The organism is Caldicellulosiruptor sp. F32 (genome assembly GCF_000404025.1).
Lineage (GTDB): Bacteria > Bacillota > Thermoanaerobacteria > Caldicellulosiruptorales > Caldicellulosiruptoraceae > Caldicellulosiruptor > Caldicellulosiruptor saccharolyticus.
Window position 1 is genome coordinate 20,642 of record NZ_APGP01000046.1, and the last position, 21,138, is coordinate 41,779.

A 21,138-nucleotide genomic window follows, 5' to 3' on the forward strand; every position below is an offset into this window, starting at 1 on the left:
TTTAAAAAAATTGTAGTGTGGTATAATTATCATTCAGAAAATTAAAAAATATAATGGATGGAGGCAGGGCAGAATAAGGTGACAAAGGAGGACCAGAGCAGAACACCCCTTTTTGATGCTGTAAAAAGACACATTGAGAAAAACATCATCCCATTTCATGTGCCAGGTCACAAGTATGGTAGAGGCTTGAAGGAGTTTACTGATTTTGTCGGGCAGAATGTCATGCTAATGGACCTAAATGGTATGGAAGATTTGGACAATGCAAACAACCCGATTGGAGTTATCTACGAGGCTGAAAAGCTTTTTGCAAGTGCATTTGGTGCTCAATATGCATACTTTTTAGTAAACGGTACAACATCTGGTGTCCAGACAATGATAATGTCAGCATGCGAACCTGGGGATGAGATAATACTGCCTCGAAATGCGCACAAGAGCGCGTTTGGCGGAATAATCTTGAGCGGGGCAATTCCAGTGTATGTACAGCCAGAGGTAAATGAAGAGCTTGGGATTACAATGGGCGTGACAATTGAGAATGTGAAAAAAGCTATATTAAAACATCCTCATGCAAAAGCTGTATTTGTTATTAATCCAACATACTATGGTATAGCGAGTGATTTAAAGTCTATAACTCGAACTGCACACAAATTTGGCATGGCAGTTTTAGTTGATGAGGCACATGGTGCTCATATGGGCTTTCACAACGATTTTCCACTGACTGCCATGGAAGTTGGTGCTGATATGAGTGCTGTGTCAACACACAAGACAGGTGGGTCACTTACTCAAAGTTCTGTACTTCTTTTGCGAGGTCACAGGATTCAACCAGAGACAGTAAAACAGGTTTTGAACCTTACTATGACAACAAGTTCATCCTATATCTTGATGTGTTCAATTGACGTTGCACGAAAACAGCTTGCTATGTATGGTGAAGAGATGTTAGAAGAGACTTTGAGACTTGCCAGAATGGCAAGGGAAGAGATAAACAAGATTGAAGGACTTTATGCATTTGGAAAAGAGCTGATTGGAACACCTGGCGTATATGATTTTGACGAAACAAAACTTGGAATCAACGTTCGAAGGCTTGGTATCACTGGTTATGAAGCAGAGAGAATCCTGAGAGATGAGTACAACATCCAGATAGAGATGTCTGACCTTTACAATATTTTGGCAATAATCTCGTTGGGTGACACACAAGAAAGTGTAGAAAAGCTAATTGAAGCACTTAGAGATATGGCAAAGAAGCTTGGTGTAAAAGATGTAAAGACTCCAACAATAGTGCTTCACTCACCACAGGTTATTGTTTCGCCACGTGATGCTTTTTATAGCTCAAAGAAGGTTGTTGAGCTTGACAATGCAGTCGGTGAGATTTCTGGCGAGATGGTAATGGCGTATCCACCTGGAATACCACTTATTTTGCCTGGTGAGAGAATAACAAAAGACCTTGTTGACTATATTAAACTCCTGAAAGAAGAGGACTGTCAGCTTCAAGGTACTGCTGACCCGTATGTCAATACAATTAGAGTTTTAGGTACCGCTGATTGAGAAAAGTCATGTGAGTAAGTGACTTTTAAAACTCATTCAAGAGAGAGTGTTGATAAATTGCTTAGTCCTTTAGTATATGCTTATATCGGTGATGCAGTGTATGAATTATATGTAAGAAATAAAGTGATATCCGAAAATCCTGATTTGACTCCTTATCATTATTATTTGAAAACTACTAAGTATGTAAGAGCTTCAAGTCAAGCAATAGCCATAAAAAAGTTGTATGAAATGCTTGATGAAAATGAAAAGAGAATTGTGAAAAGAGGTAGAAACGCAAAGAGTAAAACTGTTCCTAAGAATGCAAAGTTAAGTGATTATAAATATGCTACGGCACTTGAAACATTGATTGGTTATTTGTATTTAGAAAACAATACTGAAAGGTTAGAGTATATTCTTTCTCAAGTATATGAAATAATAACACAAGAGCAACAAATAGGGGAGAATAACTAATTTTGCTATTAGTCTTGGAGGAGTTGATAAAAAATGATCGGCGGGTTAATAGTTCTTCTTTTGATTATTTTATTTTTGCCTTTTTTTGTTAAGGCAGTAGAACATAATTTAGAGTATTTTTTGTTCATAATGGGTATTATAGGTGTTATTATTTCAAAGCAAATGAGCTTAGATTTATTTGAACATATTCTTAAAAATCATTTGCTTTATTATATAACTTTTGCTGTTTTAATAGCAGGGATGTTGTTTTTCTTCTTTAGAAATAGAATAAACACAATGATAGAATTACTAACTCATAGAATTTCAATTCAGTTTTTTGTATTTGTTGTAATTGTTATTTTGGGATTAAGTTCGAGTTTTATTACTGCCATAATTGCGTCACTTTTATTAACCGAAATAATGCATCACATGCCACTTGACAGAAACACCAAGGTAAAGGTTATTGTATTGGCGTGCTTTGCAATTGGATTTGGAGCGGCATTGACACCAGTTGGTGAACCATTAGCAACAATTACTATTTCAAAGCTTAAAGCAGACTTTTTCTATTTAGCAAGAGCAGTTGGGTTAGAAATTTTTATCACAATACTGTTAATGGCTTTTTTAGCAGCTCTTGTTGTTAAAAAGGCAAGTAAAGTAGATAAAGATGAATTTACAGAAAGTGCAGAGAGCATTAAAGATGTTTTTTTAAGAGCTTTTAAGGTTTTTGTATTCGTATTTGCACTTGAACTGTTAGGGACTGCTTTTAAACCCTTGATAGATTTGTACATTATAAAGTTAGATGCCCAAATTCTTTACTGGGTAAACATGATTTCTGCAATAGTGGATAATGCTACCCTGGCAGCTGCAGAGATTTCAAGAGAAATGACAGATGAACAGGTCCGAGCAATTATTCTTGGAATGATTATAAGTGGAGGAATGTTAATTCCCGGAAATATACCAAATATAATCTCTGCAGGAAAGTTCAAGATTAAAAGTAAAGAGTGGGCAAGGATTGGAGTTCCGATAGGTTTGGTTTTGATGGCTGTATATTTTGTTTTGGTGTTTATAATTAAACTGTAAAAAATTTTAAAAACTTATGAAGGGAAGATGTGGCTAATGTACGATGTTACCGGTATATTGCAGATTTTACCACACAGGTACCCATTTTTGCTTGTTGACAGAATAATTGAGGTAGAAGAGGGAAAAAAGGCAAAAGGCATTAAAAATGTGACAATAAATGAGCCATTTTTCCAAGGACACTTTCCGGGAAACCCTGTTATGCCAGGTGTTTTAATTGTTGAGGCAATGGCACAGGTTGGGGCTGTTGCTATACTCTCAAAGGAAGAGTTTAAGGGCAAAACACCATTTTTTGCAGGAGTTGATAAGGTGAGATTTAGAAAAGTTGTAAGACCGGGAGATGTGCTTTTGATTGAAACAGAGCTGATTTCTCTAAAAGGGTATATTGGGAAAGCAAAGGCAACTGCTTATGTGGAAGGTGAAGTTGTTTGCGAAGGAGAGCTACTGTTTGCAATTAAGTAGCTCTCCTTTCTAATTGGCTTTTTGCTTTTAACACTCTTATATCGTCACCAAAAAAGTGCAAAAACATGAAATACTCATGAAGTCTTCCCATTGTTTTGTCTGAATAGAGCTTTAACAAACCGTCAATATTATAGTTTGTTGTAATAACCGTCTTTTTATTTGTCATGTAGCGTTTATCCAAAAGGCTTTGGAATACACCATGACAAAAGTCTGGGCTTTTTCCCTCATTCCCAAGGTCGTCTATAATCAAAAGGTCTACCTCTTCAAGACTTTTGTACTCTTCATCATCTACCTCATCGTATAACCTTACCATTTTGGAATATTTTTCTTTTAAAATCTCGAAAAATGCAATGCTGTCAAGAAATATTACAGTTTTTTTCTTGTCAATAATCTCTTTGGCAATACAGTGGGCTAAAAAGGTCTTTCCAAGCCCAGTACTACCGTAAAAAAGTAGTCCTTTTTGAGAAGGTTTGTCAAAGTTTTTGATAAATTTTTTTACTTCTTTTATGATGTTTAACATATTTTCATAAGGTGATATACCTTCCTGTAGGTCTATCTCTTTTGAATAATATTCTAAGTTAAAATTTTTAAAATTATGCTCTTTTAAAATATCTTTTAACTTACTCTGTTCGTACAAAAGTTCTATGAAGAGCTGTGTTCTACATCTGCAAACTTCAATCCCGTTTTCACTTACAATAAAACCAGTGTCATGGCATGCTTGGCATGAGTACTCAGGCTCTAAATAATTACTTCCAAGTCCAAGCTCAATCAAAAGTTTTGTCCGCTTCTGAAGTAAGCTATCAAGTATCTTTGAGTACTTTTCTATCTCAGCTTGGTTTTGAGAAAGAGAGGCTTGTGAAAGTTTTAGGCCTGCCTTTGTTATCTTTTCACTTAATATAGCAAAATCTTTTGACTTGGAAGAAAGCTGAGCAATCTTTCTTTCTCTTGCAATTTCTGCATTTTGACGACGTTGCTGATATATCCTGTTTATCATCTCAATTATCTTCTTTTTATTCGTCATCATCGTCATCTCTATTCCCTCTCAATGCTTTTTTATAAAGTTCTTCAAGAGCTGTATATGTAGATGGATCTCTTTCCTCGTATAAAGCTTTCTTAGAACTTGACTGTTTTTTGTTCTTCTCCCTCTTTTGTGCATTTTCAAGCTCAAACTTTTTGATTGACTCTAAACTTCTTAGTCCTGCTTCATACCATCGCTTTATTATACCATTTACATAGTTTACAGTTGGGTTGTTTACATTTTTTGTAAGAGTTAGAGCATACATTATGACCTCTTCAGGCATCTTCCAATCATTTATCCAAACGTTCATAATCTCATCTTCGACCTTAGTTGGAGCTCTGTGATATATTCCAAGGTTTTGAAGTACAAGCCTCTTTATTCTACTTGTGTCCTCTTGTGACCTTATGTACTCTTCAGCCTTTTCGATACTATCTATATTCAGCTCTTTCCACTTAATTGCCATTTGTTCAAGGTATTTAAGATTCTTATTATTCTTATTAATTGTCACATAGTTGATGAGAAGATATATTACCTCAATAGGGAGCTTTAACCAATCATAAATCTCAAGAAGTACGTCTATATCGTTTTTATTGAAAGTCCTGCAGTATTGCTTTTGAGCAAATTCAAGAAGTCCCCTGAATTTTTCGTCTGTTTCGTAAAACCTTGATAAGTCTTCAGTTGTGTACACAGGGGGTGTAGGTGCATTTTCAGGCTTTTCAAACTCAAGCTTTTCGTCCAAAAAATCAATTGTTATATTTCCATCTGCGTCTTTTGTAAGCTTTATCAGTCTTCTTTCTGACCAAAATTCAAGAGCTTTGATTACATCACTCTCAAGAAGGTTTAGGTCATGTGCTATCTTGTTTATCTCAATAGTTTCCACTTTGTTTTGAAGCAAGAACTTTAAGTATATGTATACCTTTACGAACTCCCCGTCAGAAAAAGGCATATGGTTTTTAATAAAGTCATAAGTGATTACAACAAAATTTTGAACCTTTTGTTGAATAAAGACCTTTAGCATATATAAAAATGCCCCCTTTTTGTGATAAAATAATTTTATCACAAAATCATCTTTATTTTTATACCAATAAAAGTCAATAAAAGAAGATGGAGGATAAAAATGAGCTTTAAGGTTGTTCTTTTGTCGCATACACCCGACCCTGAAAAGGTTGTAGCAACAGCTGCAAAGCTTTGTTACTCAAATACATCAGTTGAAAATATTTATGATAAGCTCGATAGCGAAGCAGTTAAAAACTTTTTAAATCTCTTGATTGATGTTGGTCATGAATCTCCGCTTGAGCATGTGAGCTTTACGTTTGGGATTGAGGGTGTTAGCAGGAGCTTTACACACCAGCTTGTCAGGCACAGGATTGCTTCATATTCTCAGCAGTCCCAAAGGTATGTAAGGCTTGATGGGTTTGACTATGTAATCCCGCCAAGTATAGAAGAGGACCAAGAGCTTAAAAATATATTCATAGACACAATGAATGAGATTGCAAAAACCTATAGACTTTTGACAGAAAAGTTGCAGGAAAAACACAAAAAAGTTCTTGTTAGCAAAGGTTTGAGTGAAAAAGAGGCTTTGAAGAAGGCCGAGAAGATGGCAATAGAAGATGCAAGGTATGTTCTTCCCAATGCGTGTGAGACAAAGATAATCATGACAATGAACGCAAGAGAACTTTTACATTTTTTTAATGAGCGATGTTGCAACAGAGCTCAGTGGGAGATAAGAAGTGTTGCTGATAAAATTTTGGAGATAGTAAAAGGTATTGCGCCAAATTTATTCAAATTTGCAGGTCCCAAATGTATAAAGCTCGGCTATTGTCCAGAAGGCAAGTTTTCTTGTGGGGAGTATGATAAGGTCAGACAAAAATACCTTGGAAAGAGGGAAAAAGATGAGGACAATTGAAGGCAAAAATCCAGTAAAAGAGGCACTAAATAGCAGCACTCAAATAACAGAAGTATATATATCAAACACTGCAAAGGACAAGAACATCTCTGAGATTATAAACCTTTGCAAACAAAAAGGCATTGTTGTGAAGTTTGTTGATAAAAGCAAGATTGACAAGATGTCAAAGACGAAAAATCCACAGGGGGTAATTGCTATTGCTCAGGAATATAAGTACTGGGATATAGATGACCTTTTGCTTGAAGCAGCAAATAAAGGCGAAAAGCCTTTTTTAGTGTTATTAGACGAGATTACTGACCCACATAATTTTGGTTCAATTATAAGGTCTGCACATTTATGTGGTGCACATGGTATTATTATTGAGGCAAGGAATTCATGTCCGATCACCCCTACTGTTGAAAAAGCTTCAGCTGGTGCAATTGAACACATTAAAGTAGCAAGAGTTGTGAATTTGAGAAGAACAATAGACAGCCTAAAAGAAAAGGGTATTTGGGTGTACGCAGCAGACAACAATGCCACAAAGCTTTTGTATGATTGTGATTTTAAGATTCCAATGTGTATTGTGATTGGCTCTGAAGGTAAAGGAGTTTCGAGGCTTGTAAAAGAAGGAGCTGATTTTTTAGTTAAAATTCCTCAGAAAGGCAAAGTCAATTCTTACAATGCTTCTGTTGCAGCAGGGATTATATTCTTTGAGGTTTTAAAACAAAGAATCGAAGAAGGAGAAAGAAAAGGTGCACTTGATGGTTGACGGCTACAACTTTATAAACGCTTGGAGCAAGTTAAAAGAGATTGCTAAAGATGATTTAGAAGTAGCACGAAAAAAACTTATAGATATTTTGGCTGACTTTTCGGGGTATAAAGGGTATAGAATAACAGTTGTTTTTGACTCACATTTGGTAAGAGGTGCTCAGCGGAGAAAAGAAGTTATAAATGACATAGAAGTGGTATTTACTAAAGAAGGTGAAACAGCTGATAACTACATAGAAAAGTATGTCTATGAAAATGCAAAGTATGAATCAATAGCAGTTGTGACATCTGATTACTTAGAACAGCTTATGATTTTAGGGAATGGAGCTGTTAGAATGCCTCCAAGAGAGCTTATATATGAGATTGAGAATTACAAAAAGGAGCTTGAGAAGAAGACGAATGAAAAGATAATGAGAAAAGACAGACTTGAAGATACGCTTGATAGTAGCATTCTTGAAAAGTTAGAGAAATTCAAAAAAAGATTAGACCAAGCTTGATACACCTTTGGTGATAATATATAATTATGATGTGGGAAGATATCTTGCGTGTGAACATATGACAAAAAAGGCTTAAAAAATTAAGGAGGCATTTTGCCTTGACATCACAAAAACAACTTTTAAATTTCAAAGAGTGTACAGATGAAGAACTTGTAAAGTATTCGCGCGAGGGTATCAAAGAGGCTACAGAAGAGCTTTTAAATAGGTATCAAAACCTTGTAAAGGCAAAGTGTAGAATGTACTTTTTAATTGGTGCTGAAAAGGATGACATTTATCAAGAAGGCATGATAGGGCTTTTTAAAGCTGTACGTGATTTTGATGAGACCAAGTATCCTGCCTTTAAGTTATTTGCAGAGCTCTGTATAACAAGGCAGGTGATAACTGCAATAAAGACAGCAAGTAGGCAAAAGCATATACCTCTTAACACGTACATATCACTAAACAAACCCGTTTATGAAGAGAATGACGAGAGGACTTTGCTTGACACAATTGCTAACTCTTTTATCTCTGATCCGGAAGAGGTTATGATTACAAAGGAGGAGTTTGAAAACGCCTTAAATGTCATCACAGGGTGTCTAAGTCCATTTGAGTACAAGGTTCTAAACCTATACCTTGAAGGAAGGAGCTATCAAGAAATTGCCGAGATGATTCACAAAGATGTGAAATCAATTGACAATGCTCTTCAACGTGTAAAAAAGAAGATTGAAAAGTATTTAAATACTTCTGAATAAGAGATGTAAACTTTGAAAAGGACAAAAGGAGAGTTTTAGGAAGATGGCTGCAGCAAAGTTGGGAGATAGGCTTGCGCAGGCCATCTTTTTTGTTTGTTGTAAAAATTTTAAACTATATTATAATATAGTTGTCCAATTTTTTTAAAAAGGGGGCCAAAATGAAAATGAAAAAAATAACCTTTGGAACAGATGGTTGGCGAGGGATTATTGCAGACGACTTTACATTTGACAACGTAAAAATTGTTGCTCAAGCTATTTCAGATTATGTCCTGGAAACTTACGAAAATCCGAAAATAATCATTGGTTATGACTATAGATTCCATTCAGAGAACTTTGCAAAGATTTGTGCTGATATTTTGAGTGCAAATGCTATCCATGTACTTTTTTCAAATAATCCGATTCCAACGCCCGCTGTTGCACATGCAGTTGTGAAAAAAGGAGCAAGCGGTGCAATTATGATAACTGCAAGTCACAACCCGTATTATTACAATGGAATAAAGTTCATACCTCATTATGGTGGTCCAGCGAATACACAAATCACTGATAAGATAATAAAAAATGTTGAGAGAATCCAAAAAGAAGGTCTAAAAGACATAAATCCTGACAAAGATCTCATCGAGTATTTTGACTACAAAGAAGAGTATTTGAACGACATATTAAATCTGATAGACAAAAAAGCGTTTGAGGGCAAACAACTAAAAGTGCTTGTAAATCCCATGTATGGTTGTGGGATAGGGTATATTGACGAGGCGCTAAGACGGCTTGGATGTGACGTAAAAGTAATAAACAACTGGCGAGACCCACTTTTTGGTGGTCATTTGCCAGAGCCAAATTTAGAGAATATGAAGGATTTGCTTGAGATTATAAAGACAGAGGAGTTTGATTTAGGGCTTGCAACAGATGGTGATGCTGACAGGTTTGGTGTTGTAAACCCTGACGGTCAGTTTATTTCAGCAAATGAAGTGATATTTATGTTAACAGATTATTTAATTAACACAAGAGGCAAGGCTTCGTCTGTTGCCAGAACTGTTGCAACAACATCTATGATTGACAAGATTGCTCAAAAACATGGTATGAGATGTATTGAAACACCAGTTGGGTTTAAGTACATTGCAGAGTGTCTAATGAAAGAGGATGCTTTAATTGGTGGTGAGGAATCAGGTGGACTTTCTATAAAAGGGCATGTACCAGAAAAGGATGGGATTTTAGCTGACCTTTTGGTGGCAGAGGCGGTTGCAAAACTTCAAAAATCTCCAAGAGAGATTTTAGATAGAATTGAATCTGAGTATGGAAAGCTATATAATAAAAGAATTGATGTTAGAACCACACATAGCAAAAAACAAGAAGCATTGGAAAGAGTAAAAAATTTTGGAAAAGACAGTATAGCCGGACTTAAATGTTTAGAGTACAGGACAAGAGATGGACTAAAGGTTATTTTAGAGGACGAGTCATGGTTTCTGGTAAGAGCCTCTGGTACAGAGGATTTGATTAGAATATATGCAGAAAGCAAGGATGCAAAGACTCTTGAAAATATACTTTCTGAGGTAAAAGAATATCTGGGTTTGTAGTTTTTTATACAGGATTGCTTATTGCTTAAGTGTAATAAAATTGAAGAATCTATGAATATGAATATTATAAATTTGCAAAAAGCACATTTGTGGAGGTAATTCGTAGATGACCAAATTAAAGGTTGCAGTTTTGTTCGGTGGAGTTTCCACAGAGCATGAAGTTTCGATAATCTCTGCAAAATCGGTTATGCAAAACCTTGACAAGGAAAAATACGAAATAATACCAATTGGTATTACAAAAGAAGGAAAATGGCTTTTGTACACAGGCAAGATAGAAGATTTAGACAGCAAATGGACAATGTATTCAATTGAATGTTTTATCTCACCAGACAGGACTAAAAAAGCGCTTGTGAAGATAAAAGATAGTGAAGCTACCTTTATTGACATTGACGTTGTATTTCCTGTATTGCATGGATTAAATGGTGAGGATGGTACTGTACAAGGCCTTTTAGAACTCTCTGGTATTCCATATGTTGGATGTGGAGTGTTGTCATCAGCGCTATGCATGGACAAAGCTTTTGCTAAAAAACTTGCTCTTTTAGAGGGGATTCCACAGGGCCATTTTTTAGTGATTTACAAAGATGAGTATCTTTCCAAAAAGGAATATTTCATCAGACGGATTGAAAGCGAGTTTTCGTATCCTGTATTTGTAAAGCCTGCAAATTCGGGCTCCTCAGTTGGAATTTCAAAGGCAAAAGACAAAGACGAGCTGATTTTGGCAATCCACGAGGCATTTTTGTATGATACCAAGATTTTGATCGAACAGGCTATAAATGCACGTGAGATTGAGTGTGCAGTGCTTGGCAATAGCGAAATTCTCGTATCGGCCCTGGGTGAGATAGTACCGTCGCGAGAGTTTTATTCATATGAAGCAAAGTATATAGATGGTTCATCAGAATTGATCATTCCTGCGAAACTTGAAAAGCAGGTAGAGGATGAGATTAAGGAGCTTGCTGTTAAGATTTACAAGCTTTTTGAGTGTAGTGGTATGGCAAGAATAGACTTTTTTGTTGACAAAGAAACTAACAAGGTGTATTTCAATGAAGTAAATACAATTCCTGGCTTTACAAGTATTTCTATGTATCCAAAACTGATGGAGTACAGCGGTATACCATATCCTCAGCTTCTTGACAAACTCATACAACTTGCAATTGAAAAGAACCAACAAAAACAAAGCATAAAATATAGCAAAGAGGGTTAAAGCCTATGGATACAAGACCAATTGGGATATTTGACTCAGGCCTTGGCGGGCTTACAGTATTCAAAGAGATTGTAAATCTCATGCCAAATGAGAGCATTGTATATTTTGGTGATACAGCGAGAATCCCATATGGATCTAAGTCCAAAGAGACAGTGACGAAGTTTGCAATGCAAAATACAAGGTTTTTACTTTCAAAAAATATCAAGATTGTAGTTGTGGCTTGTAATACAGCCTCTGCCTATGCATATGAATTTTTGAAAGGCCAATTTGATATTCCTATAATTGCTGTTATTGAACCAGGGGCAAGAGCTGCAGCTTTGGCAACGAAGAATAAAAAGGTCGGTGTAATTGGAACAGAGGGGACAATTGCAAGCGGTTCTTTTGAGAAAAAGATTTTAGAGTTCGACCCTGATATAAAGGTGTTTTCAAAGCCCTGTCCTCTGTTTGTGCCGCTTGTTGAGGAAGGATGGATTGATAAAGAGGTAACATACCTTGTTGCAAAAGAATATTTAGAAGAGTTTAAAGAAAAAGGAATAGATACCCTTGTTTTAGGGTGTACACACTATCCATTTTTACAAAATGTCATAAAGAAAATTTTACCAGAAGTGAGTTTGATAAACCCTGCACTTGAGACAGCAAAACAAACATATGAGGTTCTAAAACAAAATAATATGTTAAATACCTCAGAGGAGGAGCCAACTTATTATTTTTATGCAAGTGACAATTTGAAAAAGTTCGAAGCAGTTGCTTCAATATTCTTAAATGAAAAGATAAAATGTGAAGAAAAGATTGATATAGAAAAATATTAAAACCAATGTTTTTGGGGTGAAAGTATGAAAAAAGACGTTTTGATTTTTGTCAAGGGCACCCAAGAATACCCCATAAATAGCCTTGAGAATAGCATAGAGTTTTTCACAGAAGGCACGTTTTATAAAAAAGGTGAAAGCTTTTATGTGACATATAAAGAAAGCGAGCTTACTGGGCTTGAAGGTACAACTACTACATTTAAGATTCAGCCAAACCATATAACATTAATTCGCTATGGTGATGTTACGTCAACCCTTATTTTTGAGCCGGGTAAAAGGCATATATCAACATATATCACTGAAGACGGTGTGATAATGATAGGTGTGTACACAAAAAAGATGAAAGTTGATTTAACAGAGAATGGTGGAGAAGTTTTTGTTGAGTATGCCATAGATTTAGATTCGCATATGATGTCTGAGAACGACTTTTTACTCAAAATAAAAGAGGCAGGTGTAAAAAATTGAATTTAGTAAAACTTGCAAAAGACCAGATAAAAGACACCATTGAAAAGGCTATAAATACTTGCGTTGAAAAGGGCATATTTCAGCTAAACGATGTTGTTCCTCCAATAATGATCGAAAAACCAAAAGAAAAAGTTCATGGCGATTTTGCAACCAACATTGCAATGGAGCTTACGAGAAAACTCAAAAAAAACCCACGTGAAATAGCTCAGAACATTGTAGATAATATTGACCTGACAAACACTTTGATTGAAAAAGTAGAAATTGCAGGGCCAGGCTTTATCAATTTCTTTTTCAAAAAAGAGTGGCTTTACAAAGTTGTAGATGTTATACTTTCTGAAGGTGATGGTTACGGTAGGGTAGATATTGGAAATGGCAAAAAGGTAATGGTCGAGTTTGTTTCGGCAAATCCAACAGGACCTATGCACATGGGAAATGCGCGAGGTGGTGCGCTTGGCGACTGTCTTGCAAACCTTTTAAAATGGGCAGGGTATAAAGTTACAAAAGAGTTTTATGTAAACGATGCGGGCAACCAGATAGAAAAATTTGGACAGAGCCTTGAGATAAGATATAGACAGCTAAAAGGTGAAAATATTGAGCTTCCAGAGGACTGTTATCATGGTGATGATATAATCGAAAGAGTAAAGGAGTATTTAAATGAAAATAGAGATGACTTGGAAGGTTTGCCATCTGAAGAGAGAAGAAGAAAACTTGTGGAGTTTGCGTTAAAAAGAAATATTGCTCTTATGAAGGAACACTTGCAAAAGTATGGTATTGAATATGATGTTTGGTTTCATGAAAGCAGTCTTTACGAAAGTGGTGAGGTTTACGAGACAGTTGAGGATTTGAAAAGAAGAGGTTTTACTTATGAAAAAGACGGAGCTGTTTGGTTTGCTGCATCAAAGTTGGATGAAAATTTAAAAGATGAGGTTTTGATAAGAACAAATGGAATACCCACGTATTTTGCAGCTGACATTGCTTACCACAGGAACAAGTTTGAGAAACGAGGGTTTGACATTGTAATTGATATTTGGGGAGCAGACCATCACGGACATGTCCCAAGGATGAAGGCTGCAATGAAAGCGCTTGGAATTGACCCTGAAAGACTTGTTATAATCCTTATGCAGCTTGTACGGCTTGTTCGTGGCAAAGAAGTAGTGAGAATGTCAAAAAGGACAGGTAAAGCTATTACACTTATTGAATTAATAGAAGAAATTGGCAAGGATGCTGCAAGGTTTATGTTCAACACAAAGTCAGCTGACACGCACATTGAAATAGATTTAGACCTTGTAACACAGCAAACCCTTGACAATCCTGTATTCTATGTGCAGTATGCTCATGCGAGAACTTGTGGAATATTAAGGGCTCTTTCTGAAGAGGAGATTGTATTAAATAGAGATAAAATAAAACTTGAGCTCTTGCAGCAAGAGGAAGAGCTTGAGCTTCTCAAAAAACTTTTGGAGCTTCCAGAAGAGATAGAGATTGCAGCACGCAATTTAGATGTTAGCAGGGTTACAAAGTACCTTTTAGATTTGGCCTCAATTTTTCATGCTTTTTACAATGCATGTAGGGTAAAAAATGAAAACGAAGAGCTAATGCATACAAGACTTTCACTTGTCGAATGTGTAAGGATTGTAACTAAAAATGTGCTGACACTTTTGGGTGTTGATGCTCCAGAAAAAATGTAAATAAAGATGGGGCCTCTTAACTATTTTTGACAAATGGTTAAGAGGCTTTTTTGTCTACTTTGAATAAAATTTAGATTAAAAGTTTTTAATCTATTGTTAGTCTTTGAAACAATATGATATAATTTGAATAGTAAAAAACACTCAAGTTGGGAGTTGTACCATGGATATATTTGCAATACTAATTAGAAATGTATTCTTTCCTTTAATGGAATTATTCAAAGGAAATAGAATTAGAAGAAAATTGAATATTTTGAAAAACAATCAATCAAAAAATAAATTGGAGATAAAAAACATCCAGAAGGAAGAGTTAAAAAAACTACTTCTTTTTTGTTTGGAGCATGTTCCAGCGTACAAAAAGTTTGAATATTTGAGAGAAAAGATTATGACCGAACCAGAAAACGCTTTGCTTGAATTTCCTATCTTAGAGAAAAAAGAGTTCAACCAAAATAGAGATTTGTATTTGTCTGACAAAGCAAATTTATCACACTGTATTCTCAACAAAACAGGTGGTTCTACAGGTGAGCCTGTGAAGTTTTACATAGACAGGGAGACAGTTGAGTGGTACGAGGCAGCAAGATATTTGGGACTTTCATGGTGGGGGATTAATATTGGCGACAGGTGTCTTATGCTTTGGGCGTCCTTAAATGATATTGAAAATACAAAGAGTTTGAAAGACAAATTTAAAGAGCTTGTGTTGAAAAATAGACTGATAATCTCATCCTGGGAGATAAATGAAAGAAATATAAAGAATATAGCAAAGAAGATTCAAAAATACAAACCTTCCTTTATATACGCTTATCCTTCGGCTGCTTATAAACTTGCAAGCCTTATTAAGGAGAATAAGATAGAGCTCAAATTAAAACTAAAAGGTGTTGTTACAACAGCCGAGAATTTATATGAATACCAGAAAAATTTGATAGAAGAGGTTTTCAGATGTCCTGTGATAAATGAATATGGTGCAAGAGATGGAGGTATTATTGCCTATCAATGCAGAAAAGGTAAGATGCATTTGATGACTCTAACAGGCTATTATGAGTTTGTCGACATTGAAGGTGTGGAAGATAAAAACAAAAAAGCTATTTTAGTTACAGACCTTCACAATTATGTAATGCCAAGGCTGAGGTATCGGCTTGGAGATGTTGTAACTTTGGATGACGAGATGTGCGACTGTGGGATAGGTTTTCCTACTATCAAGGAAATAGATGGTAGGATAGACGAGATTTTTGTGGCAAAAAGCGGTGAAATTTATGATAGTCATTTCTTTAACATATTAGCAAGAGAGATGGAAGGAGTGCTACAGTATCAGCTCATTCAGCATGATTTAGATAATATGACACTTAAGATTGTAAAAGGAAAAAGATTTGATGAAAGAGAAGTAGAACAATTTGTAAAGAGTATAAAAAATAAGTTTGGCGACATTTCCATAAAGGTTGATTATGTAAATGAGATTCCAACTGGACCCTCAGGCAAAATAAGATATACAATCAGAGAATACAAAATCCCATTATGAGAACACTTTTACCGTTGGTAAAAATTGGCGCAACAATGTTAGCTTTACTTAGTATAGATCTATGATTTAATACAACTACTTATTAATGTTATCTAACTCAACAATGCAGGAAGGGAGGATGGTTAAAGTGAACCTAAGAAGGCCAAATGCGAACGAGGCAACAGGTACGTTTAACCGTTCAAGAGATGTTGTTCCTATGTCGGGACTTTGTACAAGGTGTGTTGATGGCTGCCAAGGAGGCTGTGAAATCTTTTTAGCATCATTTAGAGGAAGAGAGGTTCTATATCCTGGGCCATTTGGTGAAGTGACAGCAGGAGCTAACAAAAATTATCCTGTCGACTATTCACATTTAAACATCCAAGGTTATGCAGTTGGTGCAAAGGGCCTTCCTGAAGGGGTTGAGGCAAATCCTGACACAGCAATCTTCTCAAACGTTGACACAACAACTGAATACGGTTGGGAAAAGAAGGTAAAAATGAAGGTTCCAATATTCACAGGTGCGCTGGGGTCAACAGAGATTGCACGCAAAAACTGGGAACATTTTGCGATTGGTGCCGCTATTTCAGGCATTACTCTTGTCTGTGGTGAAAATGTCTGTGGTGTTGATCCAGAGCTTGAACTTACTTCAGATGGCAAGGTCAAGAAATCTCCTGAAATGGACAGGAGAATTACTACATACAAGAGGTTTTACGAGGGCTGGGGTGAGATACTTGTTCAGATGAATGTTGAAGATACACGTCTTGGTGTTGCAGAGTATGTCATTGAAAAGCATGGGCTTGACACAATCGAGCTCAAATGGGGCCAAGGCGCAAAATGTATTGGTGGTGAGATTAAGGTAAAAAGCCTTGAAAGAGCTCTTGAACTGAAAAAAAGAGGTTATGTAGTTCTTCCTGACCCAACTTTGAAAGAAGTGCAAGAGGCGTTCAAGAAAGGTGTCCTAAGAGAATTTGAAAGACATTCAAGACTTGGTTTTGTTGAGAAAGAAAGCTTTTTGAAAGAGATAGAAAGACTTAGAAGTCTTGGATTTAAAAGAATTACTTTAAAAACTGGGGCATATTCAGCTGTTGAACTTGCAATGGCACTGAGGTTTGGTGCTGAGGCAAAACTTGATTTGATAACAATTGATGGTGCACCAGGTGGCACAGGCATGAGCCCGTGGCCAATGATGAATGAATGGGGAATTCCAACATTTTACTTAGAAGCATTGGCATATCAGTTTGCAGAGAAGCTTACTAAAAGAGGTTTCAGAGTTCCTGACCTTGCAATTGCAGGCGGATTTTCAACCGAAGATGGTGTATTCAAGGCAATTGCAATGGGTGCACCATATGTAAAAGCTGTTTGTATGGGAAGAGCACTAATGATACCAGGAATGGTAGGCAAAAACATTGAAAAGTGGCTCAAAGAAGGTAATTTGCCAAAGACAGTTTCCAAGTATGGTACAACACCAGAAGAGATATTTATCACATATGAAGAGCTTAAAGAAAAGTATGGTGATGAAATAAAGAATATTCCTCTTGGTGCAATTGGTATTTACACATTTGTACAGAAATTCAAAACAGGTTTGCAGCAGCTTATGGCAGGGTCAAGGAACTTCAGAATCTCTACAATCTCAAGAAAGGATTTGATTGCACTCACAGAAGATGCTGCTAAGATATCAGGTATTCCATACGTAATGGATGCGTACAGAGAGGAGGCAGAGAGAATTTTGGAAGAATAAAATTGAGATAGTTCAATTTTTTAAACAAAAACTAAAGGGGCTGTTAACTAATAGACAATAAGTTACAGCCCCTTTTGTATTTTGGTTTTAATAAAATATTTCGTTCCCCGTTCATTTATTTCATGTCCTAATTTCGATATTAACCTTTAATGGCAGGGGCGGAGGGACTCGAACCCCCAGCCAACGGTTTTGGAGACCGCTACTCTACCAATTGAGCTACGCCCCTACACCTCTTTTATTATAAGGCACCAACTATAAGGTTGTCAATATCTTTTTTAGCTTAAGGACATAGAGAAATTTTAAATTTCTAATGATGTTTCAAACATCAATAGAATAAAATAAAAATACAGGATATTAATGGTTTGGTTTTGAGTGAATTTTATGATATAATTTATTTGAAATTTGCAATTATTATAGGAGGGAGTAATGTTGAATACCACATCAGAACAACAGAAACAAATCAATATAGCATACATTGGTGGGGGTTCACGCGGCTGGGCATGGAGGTTGATGACTGATTTAGCTTTAGAGAAGGACTTGAGTGGTACTGTGAGACTTTACGACATTGATTTTGAAGCTGCCAAGACAAATGAAGTAATAGGTAATAAGCTTTCAAGCAAGCCTGAGGTAGTAGGGAAGTGGAAATATGTTGCTGTAAAGAGCTTAGATGAAGCTTTATATGGTGCAGATTTTGTTATCATTTCGATTTTGCCTGGGACATTTGAAGAGATGTATTCGGATGTCCATGCTCCTGAGAAATATGGTATATACCAGTCTGTAGGTGACACAACAGGGCCAGGTGGTCTTATCAGAGGGCTTAGAACTGTTCCTATGTATGTTGAATTTGCAGAAACTATAAAGAGAAATTGTCCAGATGCTTGGGTTATCAATTACACGAATCCAATGGCCATATGTCTGAAAGCACTATATGAGGTATTTCCTAAAATAAAGGCTTTTGGCTGCTGTCATGAAGTTTTTGGTACACAAAAGCTTTTGACGGAGGTTGTAAGAGAATTTTTAGGAGAAGAAAAAGAAATCTCAAGAAGAGAAATCAAGGTAAATGTTCTTGGTATAAATCATTTTACGTGGTTTGACAAAGCATCATACAAAACTTATGATTTATTCCCTCTTTACAAAGAATTTGTGAACAAATATTATGAAGAAGGGTATGAAAAAACAAAAGGATTGTGGGAAAAAGATTATTTTGCTTCTGCAAACAGAGTAAAGTTTGATTTGTTTAAACGCTTTGGACTTATTGCTGCAGCAGGTGATAGACACTTGGCTGAATTTGTCCCCTACATTTATCTTAGAGACAAAGAGACAGTTTATAAATGGAAATTCAACTTAACACCTGTCGAATGGAGAATTAAACATAGAGAAGAGTTGATTAGACTTAGCAAAGAATATGCAACCGGCCAAAAAGATGTCCCATTGAATCCTTCTGGAGAAGAAGGAGTTATGCAGGTGAAAGCTATTTTAGGTTTGGATACGTTGGTGACAAACGTGAATTTGCCAAATATGGGTCAAATACCGAATCTTCCAATAGGAGCTATAGTTGAGACAAATGCAGTGTTTACTCATGATGACGTCAGACCTGTTTATGCAGGAAAGCTGCCTTCAGATTTGGCAAGCATAATGACAAGGCATATCAGCAATCAAGAGCTTATAGTTAAAGCTGCTTTAGAAAAGGATTTGAACCTTGCAAAAAGAGTATTCTTAAATGACCCTGCAGTTGAAAGACTACCACAGAACAAAGCTGAGCAGCTTTTTGATGAGATGATAAATAACACTAAAAAGTATTTGGCATATTTAGGTTTGTAAGGATTACAACAATTTCAAAAATAACCATCAGGGGCTTGTTAGGTGTCTCATAACGAGCCCCTTTATTGTTGTACTATATTTGAATTTGAAATTCTAAATTAATAGCTCTTCAAATCTGAGAAATCAAAAAAGAGTTTTGCTTATACTTATTTAATAAATTTATTTAATGTATAATATGCGAAAAGGAAACATTATTAACATTAACCGGAATTCATTTATGGCTTGTCAAGTTTATTACAGAACCCCACATAATACAACAAAGAAGGTGATTTAGATGGAAGAAAGAATACCTAAGGTTTACACATATGCAGACTATCTTGGGTTTCCAGAAGACGCAAGAGTAGGACTTATTGATGGTGTCATTTATGATATGAACCCTGCACCTTCAAGGGTACACCAGAAGATTATCTTTGGAATTGACTTTTTGATTTTTGGAAGTTATATTAAACAAAATAAAAACCTTGTGAACTTTACGCAGCCTCATTTGATGTTGTTCTTGTAAAGGAAGGACAGGATGAAAGCAAAGCAATAAACGTTGTCCAGCCCGACATATCAGTCATATGCAATAAGAAAAAACTCACTGAAAGAGGCTGCGTTGGAGCTCCTGAGATGATAATTGAGATTGTGTCAGAATATAATCCATCTCACGACTATGTTAGAAAACTAAACCTGTATAATCAGTATAAAGTCAAGGAGTATTGGATTGTCAATCCCAACAACCAAATAATTTTGATATATTGACTCAAGGACAAAGAAGATTACTTGCCGCCAGTAATTTACACATTCAATGATAAAGTCAAAGTTGGTATCTTTGAAGACCTTATAATAGACTTTGCACAAATCAAAGAGGTACTATAAAATGCCTGCCAAGACCAAAAAAGAGAGGAAATAATGAAGGCAGCATATACAGAATAAAAGATGGGCTTTGGTGCGGTCAAACCACCATAGGAAGAGATGAGAGCGGCAAACAAAAACGACAGGGAGACCTGTCAAGAATTTTATGTTTTCAATTTATAACGCAAGTTGTAGAGCTGTATTATATTGCAAAGTAACATTTTTTAATGCCAGGTACTCATTTTTTTCCATTTTGTACGACACAGGTTCTCACATTGTAAGTAAGTATTTTATTTCTAAAACATCTACAGACTGAAAATATCCACTAGAGTTTATTCTGATTTTATCAATCATACTATTGACATTTTCAACTGCATTTGTAGTATAGACATGTTTTCTCAAATCTTTAGGATATTTCATGTGGGCAAGATAAAACTCTGCTTTTTCAAATATTCCTTTTCTGATTTTGTCCAAACTTTTATTAAAAGCTGAAGCATCTTCTTTTGCCGTATGTTTTCTGACATTACGTTGGAGGTGAACAAAGAAAAGCTTATGATCAGCAAGCAGGTAAGCAAGTTTTATAGCTTCTGTAATACCAGGAAAGTCATCGCTTTCAACAATTAAAACTTCTTTAAGACCTGTTGTAAATTAAGTCTTCAAATACTTTTATACAATCGGTTTTATTTTCTTTACTGAAAATGGTGTAAACTCCAAAGATGTCTTTTTTAGCTCCAAATCGATACCAAGCACGGCATAGCAAGTAGTTTGTTTAACTTTAGAATTGTCTTTTAACTTCGCAATGATAGCCATCGATGATAAGTGCAAAAGTGCTTGTAGGTAGTTTTCTTTGTTTAAATAACTGAAGTTCGTTTTTAAGGTCCTCTTTGATTTTTAAGATTTCATTTTCAGAACAAAGTAGATTCATGGTTTTCAAAGTTTGAAGAAGTAGGATTTCCGAGTAACCATTTGGGGCTAAAGACTATCATAAAATTCATTACCTTTGTCATTTTAGTTTTTAGCAAGGTAAATATTTCTTTCTGACAACATTAAGGATTCGAGCAAATTTTCTAAGAGCTGTTTTAAGGCTGGACGAGTAGGATTGTCTTTTGAACAATACATGTTTAA

At 35.8% G+C, this 21,138-nt stretch carries 18 protein-coding genes, 1 tRNA gene and 2 pseudogenes; 17 read left to right on the top strand and 4 right to left on the bottom strand.

Features of this window, described 5'->3' with window-relative positions:
- Positions 1-57 precede the first annotated feature (57 nt).
- The 4 genes from H964_RS04590 to fabZ are packed head-to-tail and all read left to right on the top strand — an operon-like array spanning position 58 to position 3,507.
- Positions 58-1,539, top strand: coding sequence for an aminotransferase class I/II-fold pyridoxal phosphate-dependent enzyme (locus H964_RS04590; protein WP_039765107.1), 1,482 nt, complete (start codon positions 58-60; stop codon positions 1,537-1,539).
- A gap of 57 nt (positions 1,540-1,596) precedes the next feature.
- Positions 1,597-1,989 carry a Mini-ribonuclease 3 gene (locus H964_RS04595; RefSeq protein ID WP_193353813.1) on the top strand — a complete coding sequence of 131 codons (393 nt, stop codon included), beginning with the start codon at positions 1,597-1,599 and terminating at the stop codon, positions 1,987-1,989.
- Between the two features lie 33 nt (positions 1,990-2,022).
- Positions 2,023-3,048, top strand: a complete 1,026-nt coding sequence (locus tag H964_RS04600) for a DUF1646 family protein (RefSeq protein ID WP_039765111.1) — start codon at positions 2,023-2,025, stop codon at positions 3,046-3,048.
- 36 nt (positions 3,049-3,084) lie between these two features.
- On the top strand, positions 3,085-3,507 hold the full coding sequence (gene fabZ / locus H964_RS04605; RefSeq protein WP_039765113.1) for a 3-hydroxyacyl-ACP dehydratase FabZ: 423 nt from the start codon (positions 3,085-3,087) through the stop codon (positions 3,505-3,507).
- Here the strand turns inward: fabZ and H964_RS04610 are convergent.
- On the bottom strand, positions 3,500-4,531 hold the full coding sequence (locus H964_RS04610) for an ATP-binding protein (RefSeq protein ID WP_039765116.1): 1,032 nt from the start codon (positions 4,529-4,531) through the stop codon (positions 3,500-3,502). The two genes, fabZ and H964_RS04610, sit on opposite strands and share 8 nt — an antisense overlap.
- Complete coding sequence (locus H964_RS04615; RefSeq protein WP_039765147.1) at positions 4,518-5,543, bottom strand: DnaD domain protein; 1,026 nt, start codon at positions 5,541-5,543, stop codon at positions 4,518-4,520. The genes H964_RS04610 and H964_RS04615 overlap by 14 nt, the downstream gene beginning before the upstream one ends.
- Positions 5,544-5,642: 99 nt before the next feature.
- Here H964_RS04615 and thyX point away from each other — a divergent pair, with 99 nt between their 5' ends.
- The 11 genes from thyX to H964_RS04670 all read left to right on the top strand — a co-directional run bounded on the left by thyX (position 5,643) and on the right by H964_RS04670 (position 17,358).
- Positions 5,643-6,431, top strand: a complete 789-nt coding sequence (gene thyX / locus H964_RS04620) for an FAD-dependent thymidylate synthase (RefSeq protein ID WP_039765120.1) — start codon at positions 5,643-5,645, stop codon at positions 6,429-6,431.
- Entirely contained in the window at positions 6,418-7,179 is a 762-nt protein-coding gene (gene rlmB / locus H964_RS04625) for a 23S rRNA (guanosine(2251)-2'-O)-methyltransferase RlmB (RefSeq protein ID WP_039765121.1), read from the top strand. Before thyX ends, rlmB begins: the two co-directional genes overlap by 14 nt.
- Entirely contained in the window at positions 7,172-7,675 is a 504-nt protein-coding gene (locus H964_RS04630) for an NYN domain-containing protein (protein ID WP_307189055.1), read from the top strand. Before rlmB ends, H964_RS04630 begins: the two co-directional genes overlap by 8 nt.
- A 98-nt stretch (positions 7,676-7,773) precedes the next feature.
- A complete protein-coding gene (locus H964_RS04635) occupies positions 7,774-8,406 on the top strand; it encodes an RNA polymerase sporulation sigma factor SigH (protein ID WP_011916908.1) in 633 nt (210 codons plus the stop codon).
- Between the two features lie 164 nt (positions 8,407-8,570).
- Positions 8,571-9,974 carry a phosphoglucomutase/phosphomannomutase family protein gene (locus H964_RS04640; protein WP_039765125.1) on the top strand — a complete coding sequence of 468 codons (1,404 nt, stop codon included), beginning with the start codon at positions 8,571-8,573 and terminating at the stop codon, positions 9,972-9,974.
- 106 nt (positions 9,975-10,080) lie between these two features.
- A complete protein-coding gene (locus H964_RS04645) occupies positions 10,081-11,175 on the top strand; it encodes a D-alanine--D-alanine ligase family protein (RefSeq protein WP_039765127.1) in 1,095 nt (364 codons plus the stop codon).
- A 5-nt stretch (positions 11,176-11,180) separates the two neighbouring features.
- Positions 11,181-11,984 carry a glutamate racemase gene (gene murI / locus H964_RS04650; RefSeq protein ID WP_039765130.1) on the top strand — a complete coding sequence of 268 codons (804 nt, stop codon included), beginning with the start codon at positions 11,181-11,183 and terminating at the stop codon, positions 11,982-11,984.
- A gap of 24 nt (positions 11,985-12,008) precedes the next feature.
- On the top strand, positions 12,009-12,446 hold the full coding sequence (locus H964_RS04655; RefSeq protein WP_039765133.1) for a DUF1934 domain-containing protein: 438 nt from the start codon (positions 12,009-12,011) through the stop codon (positions 12,444-12,446).
- The gene (gene argS / locus H964_RS04660; RefSeq protein WP_039765134.1) at positions 12,443-14,131 is read left to right on the top strand and encodes an arginine--tRNA ligase; all 1,689 of its coding nucleotides are present in this window, start codon (positions 12,443-12,445) and stop codon (positions 14,129-14,131) included. The genes H964_RS04655 and argS overlap by 4 nt, the downstream gene beginning before the upstream one ends.
- 160 nt (positions 14,132-14,291) lie before the next feature.
- Positions 14,292-15,641: a phenylacetate--CoA ligase family protein gene (locus tag H964_RS04665; RefSeq protein WP_039765136.1), complete on the top strand. Its 1,350-nt coding sequence runs from the start codon at positions 14,292-14,294 to the stop codon at positions 15,639-15,641.
- A gap of 127 nt (positions 15,642-15,768) precedes the next feature.
- Complete coding sequence (locus H964_RS04670) at positions 15,769-17,358, top strand: FMN-binding glutamate synthase family protein (RefSeq protein WP_039765138.1); 1,590 nt, start codon at positions 15,769-15,771, stop codon at positions 17,356-17,358.
- 150 nt (positions 17,359-17,508) lie between these two features.
- Here H964_RS04670 and H964_RS04675 read toward each other — a convergent pair.
- A tRNA-Trp gene (locus H964_RS04675) sits at positions 17,509-17,584 on the bottom strand.
- Between the two features lie 200 nt (positions 17,585-17,784).
- Between H964_RS04675 and H964_RS04680 the strand changes: the two genes are divergently transcribed.
- Both H964_RS04680 and H964_RS04685 read left to right on the top strand, forming a co-directional pair.
- Positions 17,785-19,179, top strand: a complete 1,395-nt coding sequence (locus tag H964_RS04680; protein ID WP_039765141.1) for an alpha-glucosidase/alpha-galactosidase — start codon at positions 17,785-17,787, stop codon at positions 19,177-19,179.
- Between the two features lie 274 nt (positions 19,180-19,453).
- Positions 19,454-20,037: pseudogene (locus H964_RS04685) on the top strand (Uma2 family endonuclease).
- A gap of 140 nt (positions 20,038-20,177) precedes the next feature.
- Here the strand turns inward: H964_RS04685 and H964_RS04690 are convergent.
- Positions 20,178-21,138 (bottom strand): annotated as a pseudogene (locus H964_RS04690) (transposase); the annotation flags it as partial.

Excerpts from the sequence above, each read along its gene's own strand:
- H964_RS04665 (WP_039765136.1), top strand. The coding sequence starts at position 14,292 with ATGGATATATTTGCAATACTAATTAGAAATGTATTCTTTCCTTTAATG.
- H964_RS04615 (WP_039765147.1), bottom strand. The coding sequence starts at position 5,543 with ATGCTAAAGGTCTTTATTCAACAAAAGGTTCAAAATTTTGTTGTAATC.
- H964_RS04630 (WP_307189055.1), top strand. The coding sequence starts at position 7,172 with ATGGTTGACGGCTACAACTTTATAAACGCTTGGAGCAAGTTAAAAGAG.
- H964_RS04680 (WP_039765141.1), top strand. The coding sequence starts at position 17,785 with ATGTTGAATACCACATCAGAACAACAGAAACAAATCAATATAGCATAC.
- H964_RS04655 (WP_039765133.1), top strand. The coding sequence starts at position 12,009 with ATGAAAAAAGACGTTTTGATTTTTGTCAAGGGCACCCAAGAATACCCC.
- fabZ (WP_039765113.1), top strand. The coding sequence starts at position 3,085 with ATGTACGATGTTACCGGTATATTGCAGATTTTACCACACAGGTACCCA.
- rlmB (WP_039765121.1), top strand. The coding sequence starts at position 6,418 with ATGAGGACAATTGAAGGCAAAAATCCAGTAAAAGAGGCACTAAATAGC.
- H964_RS04600 (WP_039765111.1), top strand. The coding sequence starts at position 2,023 with ATGATCGGCGGGTTAATAGTTCTTCTTTTGATTATTTTATTTTTGCCT.
- thyX (WP_039765120.1), top strand. The coding sequence starts at position 5,643 with ATGAGCTTTAAGGTTGTTCTTTTGTCGCATACACCCGACCCTGAAAAG.
- H964_RS04640 (WP_039765125.1), top strand. The coding sequence starts at position 8,571 with ATGAAAAAAATAACCTTTGGAACAGATGGTTGGCGAGGGATTATTGCA.
- murI (WP_039765130.1), top strand. The coding sequence starts at position 11,181 with ATGGATACAAGACCAATTGGGATATTTGACTCAGGCCTTGGCGGGCTT.
- H964_RS04590 (WP_039765107.1), top strand. The coding sequence starts at position 58 with ATGGAGGCAGGGCAGAATAAGGTGACAAAGGAGGACCAGAGCAGAACA.
- H964_RS04610 (WP_039765116.1), bottom strand. The coding sequence starts at position 4,531 with ATGATGACGAATAAAAAGAAGATAATTGAGATGATAAACAGGATATAT.
- H964_RS04645 (WP_039765127.1), top strand. The coding sequence starts at position 10,081 with ATGACCAAATTAAAGGTTGCAGTTTTGTTCGGTGGAGTTTCCACAGAG.